Origin of the sequence: Natrarchaeobius chitinivorans (genome assembly GCF_003841505.1) — an archaeon.
Lineage (GTDB): Archaea > Halobacteriota > Halobacteria > Halobacteriales > Natrialbaceae > Natrarchaeobius > Natrarchaeobius chitinivorans.
The window spans coordinates 41,321-61,371 of the sequence record NZ_REGA01000011.1 but is presented as its reverse complement, the minus strand read 5'-3'; the positions used below and the strand labels follow the sequence as shown (position 1 = coordinate 61,371).

Genomic DNA, 20,051 nt, shown 5'->3' with positions numbered 1-20,051 from the left:
ATCGGTGTCCCGCTGGCGGGAGAAAGAAAACGTTTAACCACTACTCACCGATAGTTGAAGCCACGGGGCCGGTAGCTCAGTCCGGCAGAGCGTCTGGCTTTTAACCAGACGGTCGCGTGTTCAAATCGCGCCCGGCCCGCTTTCCTGTCGCGAACAATTCGTGAGCGACAGGTAACGGAACCGGCGGGATTTGAACGCCCGGAAGTCGCAGCGCGAACGCAGTGAGCGACCGCCTTCCGAGGATGTTCAAATCGCACCCGGCCCGCTTTTGCCACGAGCAAACTTCGCTCGTGACCGTTTTCGGGGGAACAACTGGACCGTCTCGAGGGAGTGCAAACCACGACTCGACCAGGAGGGCGTAGGCAATCCGACCAGCGGAGCGTAGACAACCCACCCAGTAGAGCGGACAGTCGACGTTGCGGGACGGGCAGCCACCTCCGGGTCGGCTTCTTCGAGATCGCTCCCACCTCTGTTCGTGCTCGAACGAGGTAAATATCTTCTACCATCGTAAAATAATAATTCGGATTCATTCGATAGTTATATAGTGAGTGTTCCGGAATGATCTTCTGATCAGTGTGGATAAAACTGTCGGGAATGGAAGACAGCGCACCGTTCGATCGGTGGACCGGCCCGAAATCGGTTGTTTCGGAATATATCTCGACTCTCTCGGCTTCGGGAGCGATTCAGTGACACAGCTATGACGGATCAGGAACGATCACATCACGAGACGCTGCTCGAGCGCGAACCGGAGACGTCACCAGCCCACGCGTCGATATCGGTCGTCGGCCTCGGCTACGTCGGCCTTCCGCTGGCGTACGAGTTCGACGACGAGGGTCACGACGTCCGTGGCTACGATATCGATCCGGAGAAGATCGATACCCTCGAGTCGGGCATCGATCCGACCGGGGACGTCGGCGACGAGGCGATCGGGCAGAGTAGTATCGAGTTTACGTCCGACGAGGAAGCGATCGCGACCGCCGAGTACGTCGTCGTCGCGGTGCCGACGCCGGTCGACGACCTCGAGAATCCGAACCTCGATCTCGTCGCGTCGGCCGGTCGCACCGTCGGTCGACACCTCCAGCCCGGAGCGACGGTGGTCCTCGAGTCGACGGTCTACCCGGGTGCGACGCGAGAGGTGTTCGTTCCGGCGATCGAAGACACCTCCGAGCTGACGGCGGGGGAGACGTTCGGCGTCGGTTACTCGCCCGAGCGGATGGTGCCCGGCGACGACGAACGCGGGCTGCGAAACGTCGTCAAGATCGTCAGCGCGTTGACCGACAACACGCTCGCCGACGTGGCCGCGCTCTACGAGTCGGTCGTCGACGCGGGCGTCCATCGAGCACCGTCGATCGAAACCGCCGAGGCCGCAAAGTGCGTCGAGAACACACAGCGAGACCTCAACATCGCGCTGGTCAACGAACTGGCCGTCGCCTGTGATACGCTCGGACTGGAGACGGATGCAGTCCTCGAGGCCGCCGGGACGAAGTGGAACTTCCACGAGTACGAACCCGGCCTCGTCGGCGGACACTGCATCCCCGTGGATCCGTTTTACCTGATCTACGAGAGCGAACGGAACGACTTCACACCGGAGTTGATCCGAACGGCCCGATCGGTCAACGAGTACGTCCCGGACCACGTGGCTGAACTGACGATCCGGGCGCTCAACGAGGCTGGAAAGGTGTTACGGGACAGTCGCGTGCTGGTCGCGGGGCTTTCGTACAAGCCGAACGTCGCCGATATCAGAACGTCGAAAATCGGAGGCGTAATCGAGTCGCTTCAGGAGTACGGCGTCTCCGTCGCCGGGTTCGATCCACACGCCGAGAACGATCTCGTCGAGGCGGAGTTCGGAATCGAGGTCCACGAGGAGTTCTCCGCGGTTGGCGTCGACGGGATCGTGTTCGGAACCGTCCACGACGAGTTCTACGGGTTGAGTTTCGCCGACATCGCGTTCGAGGCGAACGACGATCCCGTGTTGATCGACGTCGACGGCGCGTTCGAAACGCGGGCGAGCGAACACGGGTTCGTCTATCGAGGGCTCTAATGTACAGGGACCACTCGATCGGCGTCGTCGTCCCGGCGTACAACGAGGAGGGGTTCATCGGCGACGTCATCCGGGAGATGCCGGCGTACGTCGACGCCATCTTCGTCGTCGACGACTGCTCGACCGACGGGACGTGGGACGAAGTGCTCGAGGCGGCTCGAGCGGGTGATCAGGCTACCGACGAAGCGGACCCCAGAGAGCCGCTCGTGACCGACGGGGGAGCGTCGGCGCTCTCGCGGCGGGCGACGGTACACGATCGTATCGATCGCGTCGTCCCGATCCAGCACCGCGAGAACCGCGGTGCCGGCGGCGCGATCAAAACCGGCTACCTGGCGGCCCTCGAGGACGCGGTGGACGTGACGGTGACGGTCGACGGCGACGGACAGATGGACCTCTCGCAGATGTCCCGGCTGCTCGATCCGATCGTCGAAGGCGATGCGGACTACGCCAAAGGGAACCGGTTGCTCTACCGGGAGTTTCGGTCGGCGATGCCGACGTTTCGTTTCGTCGGCAACGCGATTTTGACCTTCCTGACGAAGATCGCGAGCGGCTACTGGAAGCTGATGGACCCGCAGAACGGCTACACGGCGATCTCTCACTACGCGCTGGCCAACGTCGGCGTCGAGAACCTCTACGAGTACTACGGCTACTGCAACGACCTGCTCGTGAAGCTAAACGCGAAGGGAATGCGGGTCGCCGACGTCGCGATGCCGGCAGTCTACGGCGACGAGGAGTCGAGTATCACCTATTCGACGTACATCCGGAAGGTGTCGTGGCTGTTGCTTCGGGACTTCCTCTGGCGGCTGAAGGTCAAGTACCTCGTTCTCGACTTTCATCCGCTGGCGTTTTTCTATCTCTTCGGTGTGGCCACGACCGTTCTCGGACTGGCAGGTGGCGTCTGGTCGCTGTTCGCGAAAGTCCAGTTCGGCGATCCGCTGTTCGTTCGTGCATCCTCGAGCTTGCTGGTGTTTTCGCTCGGAAGCATGTTCGTGCTGTTCGCGATGCTGTTCGACATGCAGGCAAACGAGGACAGGGAGGTCCAGATCCGTGAGTGAGTTCGCGGACGCCCGGGTCGGCGACGGTACCGACCGGATCGCCTGTCTCACGCTGGATCTGGAAAACGACTGGTACTTCGACGAACCCGGCTACGACCACCTGACGTTCGAGTACGTCGACGACTACGTCGACCTGATCGACGATCTCGACGTTCCGGTGACGTTTTTCGCCGTCGGCCGGACGATCGAACGCTTTCCCGACGTGATCGACACGCTCACCGACCGACTCGAGTGTGAGTTTCACCTTCACTCCTACCAGCACGATACGTCGAAATCCTACGAGTTCCGGACCGAGATTCGGGACGGAAAGGAGGCGTTCGAGGCTCACTTCGGACACGAACCAGACGGATACAGGGCACCGCAAGGCAACATCGAACCCGAGGAGTTTCGCATCCTCGAGGAGGAGGGGTTCCGGTTCGACTCGAGTGTCTTTCCGTCGTATCGGCCGGGCGTGTACAACAACGTCCACGCCCCGCTGACTCCCTACCGTGCGCCGGGAACGGAGGAACTTCTCGAGATTCCGATCGGGGCGACGCCGGGAACTCGGATCCCGATCTCACTGAGCTACCTGAAACTGCTCGGTCGGCCGTTCGCGACGTATCTCGAGTACGCCTCGCTGCCGCCGGTGGTAGTCTGTAACACGCACCTCCACGACATCTACCGGACCGACTCCCACGACCGGATCCCGCGGCTCAAGCGGGCGATCTACGACCGGAACATGTCCCGGTCGGAGCAGCTGCTTCGTCGACTCCTCGAGCGACTCCGGTCGGACGGCTACGAGTTCGTGACGATGAACGAAATCTACGCGCGATCACGCACGGAGCGTCAGACCCCATGACGGACGTTGAGTCGGGACCGGTAGACAGTGGAGCCGTACACGCCTTCCTCGAGGAGACGTTCGACGGGTGGGGCGACGAGCGGCTTTTCGACTGGAAGTACGAGCAGTACCCAGGCTTCGATCCCGACGACCACTGCTACTACGTCGCGGACGACGACCTCGCCGCGTTTCGGCGCGTGTTTCCGAAGGAACTCGTCGTCGATGGCAAGCGGGTTCGAGCGACAGTGTTCGGTGACACCGCCGTTCGCGAAGATCACCGTGGCGAGGGACTCTACTCGAAACTCCTGGCCCGAACTGGAGCGTACTCTCGAAACGTCGCCGCGGGCGTCTCCGTGACGTACAACCACACGGGAAACGTCACGTTCGATACGAAAGTGCGCCGCGGCTGGAATTACAGCGTCTTACCGCTGAAGCTGCTCGTCCACTCCTACACGACCGTCCTCGAGACGTACGCCGATCGGGCGCTCCCGGCGGAGTCACGACTGACCGAACCGATCGGGACGGTCGGCGACTGGGTAGTTCTTCAAACCCCCACTCAGCCGGTCGTGGTCTCCGAAATATTCGGCGAAACGCCGACGCCCGGCCGGAGACGGCTCGAGGTGCATGCGGACGCGACGGCGATCGCACGCCTCGTCGAACAGGCCAGTAACGCCTCCCTGCCGGCGGCGGTCTTAACGGGGAGTCGCCAGTTGTTATCGAGGAGTGGCGGACTTTCGGTGGTGTCACCGAATCACGATCACGACCTCGAGTCGAGTGAAGCCGCTGTCGACGTTGACGTCGTCGATCCGGGCGCGTTTTCCGTAGAGACTGTTACGGCGGTGACTGATCTCGCCCGGTTCGTCCGTGCCGGCAGCCCCTCGTTTCGCCGAGAACGCCGAGATATCGAGCACATGCTCGCGTATCCTGACGCCGACGCGCTACTCGTCTTCGAGGAGGGGGACCCCGTTGGCTTCGCAGTCGTCGGTCCCTACGAAACCGACGGCGTTCGAGAGGCGAGAGTGTTGGATCTCCTCGCGCCGTCGCCCGCGATCTACCGACAACTGGTCTCGAAACTGGAGCGCCTTACCGCCGCTCGGGGGTACGACCTGGTCGTGATGGTTTCACAGCGTGAGCCGGGACCGGAGTGGGCATCGGTCGACCGACAGGTCGTCATGTGGAACGACCACGACAGAGATGTGGATGATTCCGTCGCCAGCGTGATGCCGCCGGTTGTCTCCATGTACGACGTCGTGTGATACGGATTGCTGTACCGATGTACCGGCACACTCCAATCAGGCGGCGGGTACGCCGGTACTGACGTACAGTAAACCGTAGAAACGCTGACCGTACACACACTAACTATTATCTCCGCAGGATGGTATAATAGAATCGAAGTTCCTAAGTAATATTTATCACGTCTACAACGTATATGAGGATCATCGTTCAGGTATTTCACCCGGGTCACGTCCACCTGTTCAAAAACTACATCAGGGAGATGACCGCACGAGACGCTGAGATCTGTATCGTCGCCAAGGACAAGGACGTCACGATAGATCTCCTCGAGAGCTACGATTTCGCCTACGAACTGGTGATGGACGACAGAACGACGAATCCGAAGTATCCGCAGGGATGGGTGCGGCAGTTGAAACTGGAATACAACATCCTGAACGTCGCGAGGAAGTTCCAGCCGGATCTGTTGCTGGGGAAAGGCGGCGTCGCGCTCGGCCACGTCGGGCAACTGCTGGGGATCCCAACGCTCACCTTCCAGAACAACGAACATGGAACCCTCGAGCGAAAGCTGTCCGTTCCGTTCGTCGACCGACTGTGTACGCACGAGTACTTCTGGGACGACCTCGGGAGCAATCAGGTCCGGTATCCCGGCTATCAGGAACTGGCCTACCTGCACCCGAATCAGTTCTCTCCCGATCCATCCGTCTTCGAGACGCTGGACGTCGATCCCGGCGACTCGTTCGTGATCGTGCGGTTGATCTCCTGGGAGGCAGCACACGATATCGGCTACTCCGGTATCGAGGATACCAAATCGATCATCGACCGCCTCGAGTCGACGGGCACGGAGGTGCTGTTGACTTCCGAAGCCGAGACGCCCGGACACTTAGCGGAGTATCGGGTCGACATTCCCGTACACAAGATTCACGATCTGATGTACTACGCCGACCTCTTCGTCGGCGAGAGCGGAACGATGGCCTGCGAATCCGCCGTCCTCGGGACGCCCGCGGTGTACATCTCGCCGATCCGGGTCGGCTACCTCGACGAGCTCGAGAGCAAGTACGGACTCGCCTACAACTTTTCGGGACCGAACCGTCAACAAAACGGCCTCGAGAAGGCAGTGAGCGTTCTTCGAGACGAGGATCAGGAGCGATACGAGCGTCGCTACGAAGCGCTACAGGAGGACAAGATCGACACGACGGAGTTCATGATCGAACAGACCTACGAGATGATCGCCGGATGAGTCCGGAGTAACGCGATTGCGCCGATGTCCCCCGATGCCACCGATACGACCGCCACACGAGAGGTCGTCAGCAGTTCGATCGCCAAAGTCGTCAAGATCGCGATCGCGTTCGCCGGATCGATACTCTTCGCTCGGCTCCTCGGTCCCGCCGGCTACGGGAGTTTCTACCTGATCCTTTCGATTACCGAGATCCTCGACAGACTCATCAAAGGATGGGGAGAAGCCGGGAAAAAACGCATCTCGGAGGTCACGGGCGAAGCGGATCAGATCACTGGAGCGATGATCCTGTCGTGGATCGTCCTCGTTCCGATCGTCTTCGGTCTGACCTACGGCTTCCGGACGCCGCTGGATGGTTTCCTCGAGGTCGAAAACGGGTGGCTGTACGTCGCGCTGAGTTTCGCGATGATCTCCGCGTTCATCCTGTTCGAGGGGTTGACCGAGGGGTTCGGACGCGTCGGAACCGCATCGTGGGCGTCGACGCTCCAGGAGTGGGCCGCGTTTCCGTTCCAGATCGGACTCATCCTTCTCGGCTTCGGCGTCGCCGGGCTGGTGTACGGCTACGCGGCGGGTATCGTGATCGCACTGCCGATGCTCCTGTATTACGGCTACACGACCCCGGCGTTGCCGCGACTCGAGACGATCCGGAGCCTGTGGGAGTACGGTCGTTTCAGTATCGCGAACAAGTTACTGGGCCGGACGTACGCCCGGATCGACATCCTGTTGCTCGGATTGCTCGTGACGCCGGCCGCGGCGGGCCACTACGAGATCGCCTACCGGATCGGATTGACGGCGACGATCGTCTCCTCGAGTGCGGCGCTGTTCCTGATGGCGCGAGTGAGCACCCTCCGGAGCAAGGGAGAGGAGTACGCACAGGAGGTGACGGGCATCCTCTCGTACGCGAGTATCCTCTCGATCCCGCTGTTTTTCGGCTCGCTGCTGGTCGCCGAAGACGTGATCGTGCTGGTCTACGGCGAGGAGTTCGCGCCAGCCGGCGTGCTCCTGATCGGGCTCGCACTGTACAGGATCGTCGTCTCCCAGTCCCAGCCGCTCATCGAGTACGTAAACGGCATCGATCGGCCGGACGTAAATATGCGGATCTCGGCGGCCACACTCGGCCTGAACGTCGTCCTCGGCGTGACGCTCATCCTCGCGCTCGGTCCGATCGGCGTCGTGATCTCGACGATCACGTCCGAACTGCTTCGGTACCTGTCGCTGGTCTACTACGCGAAGACGTACTTCGGCCTCGAGACGTTCATAACGCGGGAGTTCAGGCGACAATTCGTCGCCGGCGTCATCATGCTGGCCGTCGTCTACCCCGTCACTCGCGTTCACCTCGTCGGTCACACGGTGGATACGGTACTGGCCGTCACCACGGGCGTCGTGGCCTACACCGGTGCACTTCTCGCCCTCAGCGAACCGACGCGACGCGCCGTGTTCGAGCGCGTCCCGGTGTGAGCCGCTCCGACGGGTAACTCGTTTACGGACCGTACGAGCGGATGGGTTTATCGGTCGAAAAATTCCCGAATACGGTCGTCGGCGAGCAACCCCTCGTCGATCTGAAGCAAGATATTCCCCGGTGCGTGGTTGCCCTCGAGAACGACGGGGCCGTCCGTCGAGAGGACCACGTCCCAGCCGACGTAGGGATTTGCCCGGTGGAGTTCGGCGACTTCCCTGACCGCGTCCGTGATCTCGTCCCACTGCGGGACGACCGTTCCCCGGACCTGCGCTCCCGTCTGGGGGTGGGCGTCGAACCGCTGCGTTCCGTTCTCGCTCGCGTAGGTGACGACCCGCCCCAGTTCGCCCGACTCGATGTCCACCGGGGCGGCACAGCCGCCGCCGGACCAGTTGTCGGTCGGGCCAGACGTCTCTCCCGACCCGAATCGGTGGACTGCTCGTACGACGTCTATCTCGTCTGATCCGGGTTCACCGATCGTCAAGATCCGGAGCGTGTTCACCGATTCCGGACAGATGGTCGCGGCGTACTCGTGTTGGGTGACGAACTCCGAGACGACGAAGCCGTCGAGGCCCCGAACGAAGCCGTCGAACGCGGTCGACGTGAGTTGCCGATCGTTGAGAACGTAGCCGTCGTCGCCGGCCACGACGTGATAGACGTCATGGCCGAGTCGACCGTCGATGGGTTTTACGATCACGTCCTTCACTTCCTCGAGGACTGTGGTCAGGTCCTCGGCGGGAGAGGTCTCCGACGACAGGAACTCCCCGCGTTCGATCGTCCCGTACAGCGCCGGGACGGAGTCGACGTACGGGCTCGTCGCGATGTGAAAGGCGAGTTTGTTCTCGAGTACCTCGACGTACTCGTCGTTTACGCCGCCGTGGATCACCCGTTTCTGTTGCCAGTCCGAAAGGTACGTCTCGAGATTCTCGTCTGCCAGCGACAGCGACGCGAACGTCTTCGAAGAGAAGCCGTGTCGCCAGGCATCGAGTCGGTCGGAGAGCGACAGCGGATACCGGGGCCGGTACCACAGTTCCCGTGCGAGTACGTTGGCGAGACCACTCGTCGCGGTTCCCACCGTCGACGCGCCACCCTCGAGACAGCGCGCGCTGGCGTACAGCAGTCCACCTTCGCGGTAGTTCGTATCGAATCGACCGATTGCGTTCATCGTATAGATCCATCGGGCATGGGAATATATAATCCATTGATATATTCTTAAATATTAATTAGTATGCAATCGGTGATATCAGCACCCATCCTCGAGGGAGTACACCGCTGCACCGTCGTTCTGGTAGACGATAGTCCGGTCACAGCCCGCAAGCGGTTCCGGTCCGTAGGAAAACTGCTGGCCGGCGCTGCCGAACGTTCCAGGGTTTGCGTTCTGGTATCCCGTTTCGGTGTAGTCGTCCCGGACGACGACGAGCGAGCCGTCGACCCAGTCGTCGTCGGGCGGATAGATTCCGATCAGGCGGTGGACGTCCTGGCCCGCCTCGCGTTGTTCCTGAACGATTCCTCGCGGATCGAGCAGCGGGTCGACGTAGACGAGCGTTTCCGACCCGTAGGCGACCGCCGTCGCGTACAACATCGCGTCGATTTCGTCGTCCGTCAGTTCGGTCTGTACGGTTCGTTCCTCCGCATAGAGGGGATTGTCCTGTGCGATGAAGGGGGCGGTCACGGAGAAAAAGACGAGCAAAACGACGACGGGGACCACGGAGAACTGATGCTGCCGCGAGAGCGAGATCAGTTGCGCGCAGGCGACGCCGGCGAAGACGACGACGAACAACACCAGAAAGACCAGCACGCGGTGGGGGATGATGAACATGGACAGCCCCGCGACGGTTCCCGGATAGAGTAAGACGAACAATCCGGCGGCGGCGATCAGGAACGCTAACCGGTTCGTCGTCCGGTTTCGATGGTGAGTCCAGAGCAGCGCACCGACGACGCCGAGCGCGAAGAGAATCGAGTAGCCGAGGTTGTAAAGCAGGTTCGAAAGGACGCTATGCTCGCCGAACGTTGCGGCGTAACTGGCGCTTGCAGTGCCCGAGGTGACTCTCGTCACCATTCGAACGACGCGCAACACCGCGACGGTGAGCAGGTCCGTTCCGCCGCTGTCTTCGGTTACCATCCAGCTTGCCACCGTCAAGAGCCCGACGAGCGCAACCGTAAACGGCGAAAGCGGAGTCGGTCTGTGGCCGTCGGTGACGAAATCCAGCGCTCTTCCCGCGTACGTCCCGGCGATCAGAGAGACGAGTACGAACGAGAGCATCAGCGAGGACAGTTGATGGGTAAACAGCGCGACCGCGAGAAGCGAAACGATGGCTGCCACTCCCACCCTGGCCAGTCCGTCGAGTCTGACGAACAGAACGAGGACGGCCATCGTAAACACGATCACCAGAATCGACGGCGTGATACTCGTCACGCCCCGGAGCACGAACATGTCCGCGACGGAGACGAAAAGCGCTGCAAAGAGCGCTGCCTGCTCGCTTGCCAGTCGCGTCACGATCGCGTACGTCAAGAGGATCGTCGCGACCGCGAAAAAGCACACGACGACGAACAGGGCCGACGATTCCTCGAGGCCCAACTGCCGGAGCGTCGCGACCAGCGTGTGAAAGATCGATGCCCAGACGTAGCGGCCGTACAGGTGCGAGCTTTCCGGCGGAAGACCGCCTCGAGTGACGATTTCGGTCGCGATCCCCAGGTGTGAGTTGACGTCGTACCCCGGCAGGTGCGGGGTGACGAAGAACCGACCCGTTCGATACACCAGCGACGTCGCGATCAGTTTGAGGAACACGACGACCGTGATCAGTTGCTTTGATCGCCGGTCAGCCTGCGCGTGGTAGACGACGTCCAGGGCGACCGTACCGAAGGCAACAGTGACCGCGACGAAGTGAATCGCCGGCCTCGCGTGGTCCATCAGAAGCAACGACCCGGACGACACCGCGAGTGCGACCAGAAAGACGACGCTCGAGGCCTCGAAGACGATCGACGGACACGGTATCACACGCCCCGTTCGATCGACGGACCGTCCCCTGAGACCGACGTACGCGATCGGTCCCACGATCAGCGCCAGTCCCAGCCCGTACTGTCCGAGGCCGAGGACCACCGAGAGAACCGAGATAACGATACCGCCGCCGAACGCGACGATCGAAATCAGACGATCGAACTCCCGATCGACGACGGTCGGCAGCCGATACGCGGACCAATCCATATTATATTACGGTGAGTACTGGTTAACATATGGTGTTTTCGGAACGAAGAGTGAGTGGACACAACTGAAATCCAGCGTATCGACCCAGCACTGAGTGATCGAGGACGAAGCCTTCGACACTGTCCCTCACCGTCACCTATAGTTAAATTTATAATACACTGTAATTGATTTATACGAGAATGACACGTCGGTTCGGGGATGAAGAACGGTTCGTCATCCGGTGCTGTAAGGCCGGTATACGTGGTACGTCGGTTCGACCGAATTGGTTCGAGTCCGGACTCGACTGGGAGACCGTTTGCCGTCTCACTCGACGCCACTGTGTCACCCCGCTTTTCCTCGAGGCGGTCCGCCATGAGCGAGAGGAAACCGTCCCTCCAGAGGCACTCGAGACCCTCGAGGAACGCTCGGCGTACGTCGCGCGTCGAAATCTCCGACTGCTTCAGACGACTGCGTCGCTCTCGCAGGCGTTCGAGCGCGAGGGAATCCGGGCGATTCCGTACCGCGGACCGGTACTCGCCCGAATCGCCTACGGAGACGTCGGGCGACGCGAGTTCGGAGATCTCGACGTTCTCGTCAGGCGGACGGATCTCCCGGCAGCACGATCGGTGCTGCTCGAGCAGGGATACGATCCACAGTACGTTCGCGAGACGACGGATGGGCTTACCAGCAGCCAGCAGTGGGCGTACACCCGGTTCGCTCGCGACTACGCGTTCGAGCACCGCTGTGAACCAGTCGAAGTCGAACTCCACTGGCGCGTGCTCGCACGGCGCTTTCCGACGGCGATCGAACTGGAGTCGGTGTGGGACCGTCGGTCCACCACGTCGATCGCCGGCACCGACGTCCCCGTCCTCTCGCCCGAGGATCGGCTGCTCTCGTGTTGCGTCCACGGAACTCGTCACCGCTGGGATCGACTCCGCTGGATCTGTGACGTCGCGGCGGATCTCGAGCGAAACTCGATCGACTGGGAGACCGTCATACGCCGGAGCGAGTCCCACAACTGCACGCGAATGTTGCTTCTCGGTCTCGCGGTGACGGCGTCGCTGTTCGAGACGCAGTTGCCCGTGCGAGTCAGACGGCGAATCGATGCCGACCCGGCGATCGAGCCGCTTCGATTGCACGTTCGGGACCACCTGTTCGACGACTCGGCGTACCCGGAACACGAACTGTGGAGGTTCCAGTCTCGTACGCTCGAGCGATACCGCGACAGGGGAACGTTCTGGGCGACCTGTCTGTTCGAACCGACGAGACCCGACATCGAGGCCGTTTCGTTGCCCCGCCCGCTCGCGCCGCTGTATTCGCTCGTTCGGTGCGGTCGCCTCCTCCGGACGGCGATCGGTCGTCGACCACGCAGCCGAGGCGAAACCGACTCGAACCCCAGCCGGACGAACGCAAACCCATGACGAGTCGGACGAGCGAACCCGAGCCGTCGATCGGCGAGAAACTCGACGCCCTCCGAGAGGTACTTCGATATCGTCCGAAACTGACGGCGACGATCCTCCTGTTGAAGTTCGTCGCCGCCCTCTTCGAGGGAATCGGACTCACGTTGCTGTTGCCGATCATCGAGGCGGCACAGGCCGATGGCGGACTCGCAGAGGAAACGTCTGGGGTAGCTGCGATCTTCGTTCGGGCGTACGCCGTCGTCGGCGTCACTGCTACCCTCGAGGCGCTACTTCTCGGGCTCGCGCTGGTGATGACGATCCGGTACGGGACGAGTTTCCTGATCGGCTGGCTACAGGCGTCACTGGCGACGACGTACATGGCTGAGTTGCGACGCCAGTCCTACGAGGCGCTGCTTTCCGCGACCGTGTCGACGATCGACGGGCAGGACGGGGACGAGATCATGAACACGATCGTCACGGAAACCCAGAAGTCGGCACGCGTCATCGCCGAACTTCTGGGTGCGATCGAGCGGGTGTTCTTCGCCGCCGCGTACGCCGCGGTCGCCCTCGTGCTCTCGCCTGCGTTGACGGTCATCACGGTCGTGGTTCTCGGCGGCGTCGTCGCCCTCACTCGCTATGTCCTCACACCGGGGTACGCCATCGGCGACGAGGTCGCCGCCGCCAACGAGGAGGTCCAGTCGCTTACGAGCGCCGCCATCCGGGGTCGCCGCGAGGTGAAGCTGTTCTCGATGGTCGAGGACCTGCACCAGCGGTACCGACGGGCCCACGATCGACTCGTCTCGACGCGGGTTCGACTCGAGCGAAATCAGGTTGCACTGGGGAAGGCAAATCAGCTACTCAACGCGTTCGTCGTGTTCGCGCTCGTCTACGTCGCGATCGAGTTTCTGACCCTTTCGTTTGCCGCGCTGGGGGTCTTCCTGTTCGCGATGTTTCGGCTCTCGCCGCTCGTGAGCCAGCTCAACAACACCATCTACTCGCTCGACGGGGCACTTCCACATCTCGTCCGGACCCGCGCGCTCGTCGACGCGTTCGAACGACGCGCGGAACGCGAGGGCGGCGTCCGTCTCGAGGAGTCGATAACGACCCTCGAGTTCGATCGCGTGAGCTTTCGATACGAGAGCGGAGAGGACGAGACAGGGCTGGCTCACAGGGATCGCGCTGACGGAGGCGGGATCGAGGACGTCTCCCTGCGCGTCGACCGAGGCGAAACGATCGCGCTCGTCGGCCCGTCGGGAGCCGGAAAGTCGACGATCGTCTCGCTGGTGTCGGGGCTGTACGAACCCGACGAGGGCCGGATCTACGCGGACGGAGCCGCGCTCGATCGGATCGATCCCGACTGCTGGTACGATCGGGTGGCCGTCGTCCCCCAGCGTCCGTTTCTGTTCAACGAGACGCTGCGGTACAACGTCGCGATCGCACGGCCGGACGCCGCCGCCGAGGAGATCGAACGCGCCTGCGAGATCGCTCGCGTCTCGACGTTTCTCTCGGAGCTTCCCGACGGTCTGGAGACCGAGGTCGGCGACGACGGCGTCCGCCTCTCGGGCGGGCAGCGCCAGCGCGTCGCGATCGCCAGAGCGTTGCTGTCGAACGCCGACGTCCTCGTCTTCGACGAGGCGACGAGCGAACTCGACTCGCCGACCGAGGAGGCGATTCTCGAGGGGATCAAGGCGATGAGCCGGGAGTACGCGACGGTCGTCGTCGGCCACTGGCTGTCGACTGTCAGAGACGCCGACCGGATCTACACGATCGTCGACGGTCGCGTCGTCGAATCGGGTACCCACCGGGATCTGATCGACGCGGACTCGGAGTACGCTGCGCTGTACGGCTCACAGCTCGGGGCTGCGGGCTCGAGGCGATAGGGATCACGAACGAACGAGCGCGAGACGACCGAGAAAACCGAGACACGAACTATGAACCACTACTCATCGTACGGATTGAGGATTCGATCGGCAGTGACGCTCCCGGAGTTCCCGAGGGCAAAAGCGCCAGCGGAGGCCGTCGACGTCGAAATTCGGAGGGCAAGCGTCGATCCGGTACCGGAATCGGTGTCCGGAACCGGAATCCGCCGTCTCGAGGCGGAGCCGGCCGCCTGTCGGCTCACCTACGACGGAATCGGCTCGTTTCTCGTCGAAGAGGGACGACGGATTTTGTTCGATTCGGTGACCGAACGAGATCCGCCGAGAAAGGTCGTTCGACGCCTCTTCGCGAACGAGATCATGGGACTCGTCCTCCACCAGCGGGGCGAACTCGTCGTCCACGCGAGCGCCGTCGCCGTCGACGACCGAGCGGCGGTCTTTCTCGGACCGCAGGGTGCGGGCAAGTCGACGACGGCAGCCGCGTTCCACGAACTGGGGTATACGACCCTCGAGGACGATCTGGTCGGGATCCGCCTCGAGTCCGGCCGGCCGGTCGTCGTCCCGGGCGTCCCCGAGATCCGACTGTTGCCGGATGCGATCGACGCGCTCGACGTCGACGGGACGAGTCGGCCTGAGGAGATCGGCGATTCGGAAAAGCGATACAAACGGATCGACGCGACGGCCGATCCGGTGTCGCTCTCGAGGTGTTACGTGCTGTCTGACGGCGACGAACTCGCCCTCGAGCCGGTTCCCCCTCGAGATCGCGTCGTCGAACTGATCGCCCGAACCTACACCGGCGGGTTACTCGACGAGACTGGGGCGACGGCGGACAACTTCCGATCGTGTTCGACGATAACCGAGGAGACGCCGTTTCTGGCGCTTTCCCGGCCGCGTGATCACGACAGACTTCCGGAACTCGTCGAACTGGTGGCGCGTGATCTTCGTCGGGATGAAGACCCACGGTCGGTCGAGCACTCGAGCCGTATCGACCGCTGATACGGTTTACTGTAAATCATTACCGGCGCACCCGCGACCCGGGCGACGGGTGCGCCGGTACACAGTTACAGTAATCCGTATGAAGGCGGCCACAAGCTTCGGGAGAGTCACCGCTCGAGGGGCACCGGCCCACGTTGGATGGACGTCCCGGACACGGCACCGAAGCATTCACCACGTTCTGCCGACGACCGTCTCGGTATGGGGTATCACGTCGTCGATCCGGACGACCTCGAGCCGGAGCCGGATCGCCCGTCGGAGATGCGCTACGTGAGCGAGGCCGCCGGAATGGAGCAGATGGGGCTCCGAGTGTACCACGTCGAACCGGGCGAGGAGATCCCCCTCTCCGGGCTGCACTACCACGAGACACAGGAGGAGGCGTTCTACGTGCTCGAGGGGGAACTCACCGTAGAGACGCCCGACCGCGTCTACCGCGTCGATCGGGGCGAGTTCTTCGTCGCCGAACCGGAGAGCCCACACCGAGCGCACAACGACTCCGAGGAGCGGACGACGGTGATCGGCATGGGCGCACCGCCGGTCAGCGACGGCCACGTCTACGAGGGGTGAACGCCGTTGCGGCGACGGCAGAGACCACGAGCGCGGTCCCGTCGGGCCAGTTCGACCCTTCTCACCAAGACACCATCGTCGCACCCGCTCGAGTGCGTCTTCGACACGCCCTCGAACTCGCGAGCCGCGGGAATCGAATCGGACACACCGACTCTACCGCCTCGAGGGCCACCAGTGGCACGTACGGACCGCGGCGTTCGACGGATGCGAGAGGAGCCAGCGGGTCACAACCTGTACGACCGATCGGTCGGTGAGCTCGTTCGACACTCGCAAGGCGGGAATTTAGGCTCGGTGACGACGGCGACACGACCATGGCCGACGTTCCGGACGTCGAGATGGTAGAGACGGAAGACGAGTACATCCACGTCAGATTTCGCGATTCCGATCGCTACGACGAGATCCGCACGCCCGACTGGGCGGAAAATCCTGCGGAGTCGGTTTCGGAGGGTAGCGAGGTCAGGACCGGTAGGCTCGAGGGCGAAGACGACTGGGAGGTGACCAGCGTCCTGATCCAGAAGATCGTCGGCAAGGAGAAAGCCGAGGAGCAGGCCAGGGAGATCGTCGAGAAGATCGAGTCGTGATACTGGCGGATAGCATTATTCGACGATCGGTCGCCCTCCTGCGGCCGTCTCCGATGGCGACGGCCACGAATTCGCGACCGACGTCTCATACGGTTTGCTGTACGTCATTACCGGAGCGACTGCGGGACGGCGCCCGGTCGCTCCGGCATACAGTGAGAGTAATCCGCATTATGCCTTCCGTCCGACTGTATGACGGGGCTTCGAGGCGTCCAGCCGTAAAGGGTGGCTTTTTATGGCGACCGTTCGTATCCCGACGCATATGTTCAAGGCCATCGTGAGCGCGGAAACGCTCACCAGTGCGCTCGACTCGGTGAGCGTGCTGGTCGACGAGTGCAAGATCCACCTCGAGGAAAACGGGCTGGAGATCCGGGCCGTCGACCCCGCAAACGTCGGGATGGTCGATCTCTCGCTCGATGCGGCCGCGTTCGAATCGTACGAGGCCGACGGCGGGCTGATCGGCGTCGACCTCTCCCGACTCGAGGATATCGCCGGTATGGCCGAATCAGGCCAGCTCGTCCAGTTCGAACTCGACGAGGAGACCCGAAAGCTCCACATTCAGATCGACGGACTCGAGTACACGCTCGCGCTGATCGATCCCGATTCGATCCGCCAGGAACCGGATATTCCCGACCTCGATCTCCCGGCACAAGTCGTCCTCGAGGGCAAAGACGTCAACCGCTCGGTGACGGCGGCCGATATGGTCTCCGACCACATCGCACTCGGCGTCGACGACGCCGAGGAGTTCTTCTACGTCAACGCCGAGGGCGACACCGACGACGTCCACCTCGAGTTGACCCAGGAGGACCTGATCGACCTGCAGGTCGGCCCAGCTCACTCGCTGTTCTCGCTGGATTATCTGAAAGACATGAACAAGGCGATCCCCGCCGACACCGAAGTGACGCTCGATCTGGGCGAGGAGTTCCCGGTCAAGATCTACTTCGGATTCGGAGAGGGCAACGGGCAAGTCACCTACATGCTCGCGCCGCGTATCCAGAGCGACTGATCGTCCGGTCCGATAGCCGATCGAGCGCCGTCTTCTCCGGATCGACCGTCGTTTTGGCCGACAGCCGTTTTCGCGTCCGGCAATTCTCGAGGCTCGATTTCGGTTCGTGAGACGTCCGTCCGGTCGATTCGGGGACCGATCGATCGAACGTGGTCACCGATGGGGACGGCGTCAGTTCGCGACCGACGCCGCATTGTTGGCGGTCTGGGGAGGGGTAGTACCGGATTGGGGACGCTCCGCGGATCGGAATCTCGTCGTTACTGTCGAACCCTCACGGCACCTGACTTGTACCCCCGGATTTATGGAGTCTGTTACCGTCACGCAACTGCAATGGCGATACTCGTCGAGTTTTGCGTCCAGGCCGACGAATTCCCGCTCGGGGAACTGTTCGTGACCGTCCCGGACGTCTCAGTCGAACTCGAGCGGATCGTCCCGGTGAACGACTCGCTGTTTCCGTACGTCTGGATTCGAGGAGCGGAACGGATCGACGTGGAGGCGGCGATCGGAGAGACGGACGCGGCGACCGAATTCACGTTGATCGACGACCTCGGAAAACGGGGGTTACTGTACCGGGTCGACTGGAACCCCGATCTCGACGGGATCGTCAGTGCGATCGCCGAGTCGAACGCGTCTCTGCTTTCGGCTACGGGAAAACACGAGCGGTGGACGTTCAAGCTTCGGGTCGACGACCACGCGGAACTCGGCGCGTTCCAGGACCGGTGTCGGAGCCACGGCGTCCGAATCACGCTCGTGCGGTTGCAGCCCCTCGAGTACACCGACGAGGACGAGCGAGTGACGCCGGCACAGCTCGAGGCCCTCGAACTCGCCTTTCAACGAGGGTATTTCGACGATCCGCGCAGGGCGACTCTCGACGACCTCGCCTCGGAGTTGCACATCACGCGCCAGTCGCTGGCCGGCCGGCTCCGGCGGGGCCACCGGAACCTCCTCACCGGGGTTTTCGGCGACGGAGGACGCGCGCTCGAGCGGGCCGCGTCGTCTACTGACGATTGACGCGGTCGTCCCAGCGGAACGACACGACACTTAATATTGCTACATAGTAAGGATAGTACCTACCAGCACGTCCACAGTAGAGAGCAGTATGCCCTCCGTGGACGATCCCGCTGACGCATCCGAACCGCGAGACAGCTACGTGACGACGTTCGATCCGGCGGTCGACGACCAGCCGACCGCGGCCATCGTTACGGCAGTTGCGTCGCTCGTCGAGCGAGATCCGCTCGAACTCACACCGCTTTACGACGCAATCGATCCCGACGCACTCGAGTCCCTTTTCGATCACGCCTGCCGGGCCGACGACGCCTCTCATCAGGTGTGGTTCACCTACGAGGGGTTCGACGTCGGCGTCTGCAGCGATGGGGAGGTACGGATCAGCGACGCGACACCGAAGTCGACTTCGAACGCCTGATACGGACTGCTGTCAGTCACTACCGGAGCAACCGCGGGACGGCGTCCGGTCGCTCCGGCACACAGGTACAACAATCCGTATGACCGACGGTTCGATTCCGCCCGCGAGCAGGGCCGTTCGACACTCCAGACCGACGAAACCCTCCTTTCGGATCGAACCGGGGTCGCTGACGACCGGGCTACGCCTCGAGACGCGTCTCGAGGAACGAGTTCAACAGTTCGTTCGTCCGCTCGGACTCCTCGAGGAAGAAGTAGTGTGACCCTCCCTCGATCAACTCGAGGCGTGCGTCCGGAATCGCCTCCTCGAGCAGTAACGCGTTCCCGGACGGGACGACCCTGTCGTTCGTCCCGTGGAGGACGAGCGTCGGGACGCGGATTCGCTCGAGCCGGTCGCTCACGTCGAAGTTCGTGACGCCGGCTAGCTGAGATTCGCGCGCCGGCGCGTCAGCGTTCTGCTCGAGTCCCCACTCGATGATCCGGTCGATCAGGTGCGGATTGCGGTTTACGAATCGGTCGGAGAACGCGGGACGCAACCGATTCCTGAGCGCCTCGCGTTCGTTTCCACTCGACTCGCCGACGATCTGTGCTCGGACGTCTTCAGGAACCGGAACCGCGTCGATCCCGCCGTGGCTCGTCGAACACAGCGTCAGCGTCTCCGCCCGCGAATACTCGAGGGCGTACTGCTGAGCGACCATACCCCCCAGTCCCGCGCCGACGAGGTGGACACGGCGCGTCCCGACGTCCGAAAGCACCGCCTCGAGGTCGTCGGCGAGCCCTTCGACCGAGTAGCCCGCCGGCCCCGACAACAGGGGTCGGCGGAGCCGCCCGGGAAGACGCGGAACGACCGGCGCGAGTCCGGGATCCGATCGTCCCGTTCCCCGCGTGTCGGGTGCGATCACGTCGTGAGCGTCGGCGACGGCCTCGCGCTGCCAGCGCCACATCCACCGCCCGTCGCCAAGTCCCTGCAGAAACACGACCGGATCGCCGTCCGCATCGCCGTCGCACTCGTCGTATTCGTAGAAGATCGACGCGCCGTCACCCGAAACCCGTGGCATACCCGCACCGACGTGTTGGGGGCCCTTGAAATCGACCCTCGAGGCCGGATCGGCCGCCGCCCTAACGCGGCCGTTCTCGAATCGGGTGATTGGCGGTAATATACTGTTACCACGCTGGCAACCGCTTGTTACC

At 62.6% G+C, this 20,051-nt stretch carries 18 protein-coding genes and 1 tRNA gene; 15 read left to right on the top strand and 4 right to left on the bottom strand.

Annotated elements, in window-relative coordinates; genetic code table 11:
• Positions 1–65 precede the first annotated feature (65 nt).
• The 7 genes from EA473_RS12920 to EA473_RS12890 all read left to right on the top strand — a co-directional run bounded on the left by EA473_RS12920 (position 66) and on the right by EA473_RS12890 (position 7,838).
• Positions 66–139: transfer RNA gene (locus tag EA473_RS12920), tRNA-Lys, on the top strand.
• A gap of 558 nt (positions 140–697) precedes the next feature.
• Positions 698–2,041, top strand: coding sequence for a nucleotide sugar dehydrogenase (locus EA473_RS12915; RefSeq protein WP_124196075.1), 1,344 nt, complete (start codon positions 698–700; stop codon positions 2,039–2,041).
• Entirely contained in the window at positions 2,041–3,096 is a 1,056-nt protein-coding gene (locus EA473_RS12910; protein ID WP_124196074.1) for a glycosyltransferase family 2 protein, read from the top strand. Before EA473_RS12915 ends, EA473_RS12910 begins: the two co-directional genes overlap by 1 nt.
• Positions 3,089–3,934: a polysaccharide deacetylase family protein gene (locus EA473_RS12905; RefSeq protein ID WP_243645254.1), complete on the top strand. Its 846-nt coding sequence runs from the start codon at positions 3,089–3,091 to the stop codon at positions 3,932–3,934. The genes EA473_RS12910 and EA473_RS12905 overlap by 8 nt, the downstream gene beginning before the upstream one ends.
• Positions 3,931–5,169, top strand: a complete 1,239-nt coding sequence (locus tag EA473_RS12900; RefSeq protein WP_124196073.1) for a GNAT family N-acetyltransferase — start codon at positions 3,931–3,933, stop codon at positions 5,167–5,169. Before EA473_RS12905 ends, EA473_RS12900 begins: the two co-directional genes overlap by 4 nt.
• 173 nt (positions 5,170–5,342) lie before the next feature.
• The gene (locus tag EA473_RS12895; RefSeq protein WP_124196072.1) at positions 5,343–6,383 is read left to right on the top strand and encodes a DUF354 domain-containing protein; all 1,041 of its coding nucleotides are present in this window, start codon (positions 5,343–5,345) and stop codon (positions 6,381–6,383) included.
• A 24-nt stretch (positions 6,384–6,407) separates the two neighbouring features.
• The gene (locus EA473_RS12890; protein WP_124196071.1) at positions 6,408–7,838 is read left to right on the top strand and encodes an oligosaccharide flippase family protein; all 1,431 of its coding nucleotides are present in this window, start codon (positions 6,408–6,410) and stop codon (positions 7,836–7,838) included.
• 47 nt (positions 7,839–7,885) lie between these two features.
• On the opposite strand, the gene EA473_RS12885 is transcribed toward EA473_RS12890, so the two are convergent.
• Together EA473_RS12885 and EA473_RS12880 are read right to left on the bottom strand one after the other, a co-directional pair.
• Positions 7,886–9,001, bottom strand: a complete 1,116-nt coding sequence (locus EA473_RS12885) for a sugar-transfer associated ATP-grasp domain-containing protein (protein WP_124196070.1) — start codon at positions 8,999–9,001, stop codon at positions 7,886–7,888.
• Between the two features lie 78 nt (positions 9,002–9,079).
• Positions 9,080–11,041 (bottom strand): ArnT family glycosyltransferase, encoded by a 1,962-nt coding sequence (locus tag EA473_RS12880; RefSeq protein WP_124196069.1) that lies wholly within the window; start codon positions 11,039–11,041, stop codon positions 9,080–9,082.
• A gap of 179 nt (positions 11,042–11,220) precedes the next feature.
• On the opposite strand from EA473_RS12880, the gene EA473_RS12875 reads away from it, so the two are divergent.
• From EA473_RS12875 to EA473_RS12850, 6 genes are all read left to right on the top strand, one after another.
• The gene (locus EA473_RS12875) at positions 11,221–12,441 is read left to right on the top strand and encodes a nucleotidyltransferase domain-containing protein (protein ID WP_124196068.1); all 1,221 of its coding nucleotides are present in this window, start codon (positions 11,221–11,223) and stop codon (positions 12,439–12,441) included.
• Complete coding sequence (locus tag EA473_RS12870; protein WP_124196067.1) at positions 12,438–14,300, top strand: ABC transporter ATP-binding protein; 1,863 nt, start codon at positions 12,438–12,440, stop codon at positions 14,298–14,300. Before EA473_RS12875 ends, EA473_RS12870 begins: the two co-directional genes overlap by 4 nt.
• Positions 14,301–14,351: 51 nt before the next feature.
• Positions 14,352–15,293 carry a hypothetical protein gene (locus EA473_RS12865; protein WP_124196066.1) on the top strand — a complete coding sequence of 314 codons (942 nt, stop codon included), beginning with the start codon at positions 14,352–14,354 and terminating at the stop codon, positions 15,291–15,293.
• A gap of 198 nt (positions 15,294–15,491) precedes the next feature.
• Positions 15,492–15,857, top strand: coding sequence for a cupin domain-containing protein (locus EA473_RS12860; protein ID WP_124196065.1), 366 nt, complete (start codon positions 15,492–15,494; stop codon positions 15,855–15,857).
• A gap of 311 nt (positions 15,858–16,168) precedes the next feature.
• Positions 16,169–16,438 (top strand): hypothetical protein, encoded by a 270-nt coding sequence (locus tag EA473_RS12855; protein WP_124196064.1) that lies wholly within the window; start codon positions 16,169–16,171, stop codon positions 16,436–16,438.
• A 259-nt stretch (positions 16,439–16,697) separates the two neighbouring features.
• On the top strand, positions 16,698–17,441 hold the full coding sequence (locus tag EA473_RS12850) for a DNA polymerase sliding clamp (protein WP_124196063.1): 744 nt from the start codon (positions 16,698–16,700) through the stop codon (positions 17,439–17,441).
• Here the strand turns inward: EA473_RS12850 and EA473_RS22310 are convergent.
• Positions 17,408–17,635, bottom strand: a complete 228-nt coding sequence (locus EA473_RS22310; RefSeq protein ID WP_165875284.1) for a hypothetical protein — start codon at positions 17,633–17,635, stop codon at positions 17,408–17,410. The genes EA473_RS12850 and EA473_RS22310 overlap by 34 nt on opposite strands.
• Before the next feature lie 136 nt (positions 17,636–17,771).
• Here EA473_RS22310 and EA473_RS12845 point away from each other — a divergent pair, with 136 nt between their 5' ends.
• Complete coding sequence (locus EA473_RS12845) at positions 17,772–18,452, top strand: helix-turn-helix domain-containing protein (protein ID WP_165875283.1); 681 nt, start codon at positions 17,772–17,774, stop codon at positions 18,450–18,452.
• Between the two features lie 88 nt (positions 18,453–18,540).
• A complete protein-coding gene (locus EA473_RS12840) occupies positions 18,541–18,864 on the top strand; it encodes a HalOD1 output domain-containing protein (protein WP_124196061.1) in 324 nt (107 codons plus the stop codon).
• 178 nt (positions 18,865–19,042) lie between these two features.
• Here EA473_RS12840 and EA473_RS12835 read toward each other — a convergent pair whose 3' ends face one another.
• Positions 19,043–19,918 (bottom strand): alpha/beta fold hydrolase, encoded by an 876-nt coding sequence (locus EA473_RS12835; RefSeq protein WP_124196060.1) that lies wholly within the window; start codon positions 19,916–19,918, stop codon positions 19,043–19,045.
• Positions 19,919–20,051: the final 133 nt, after the last annotated feature.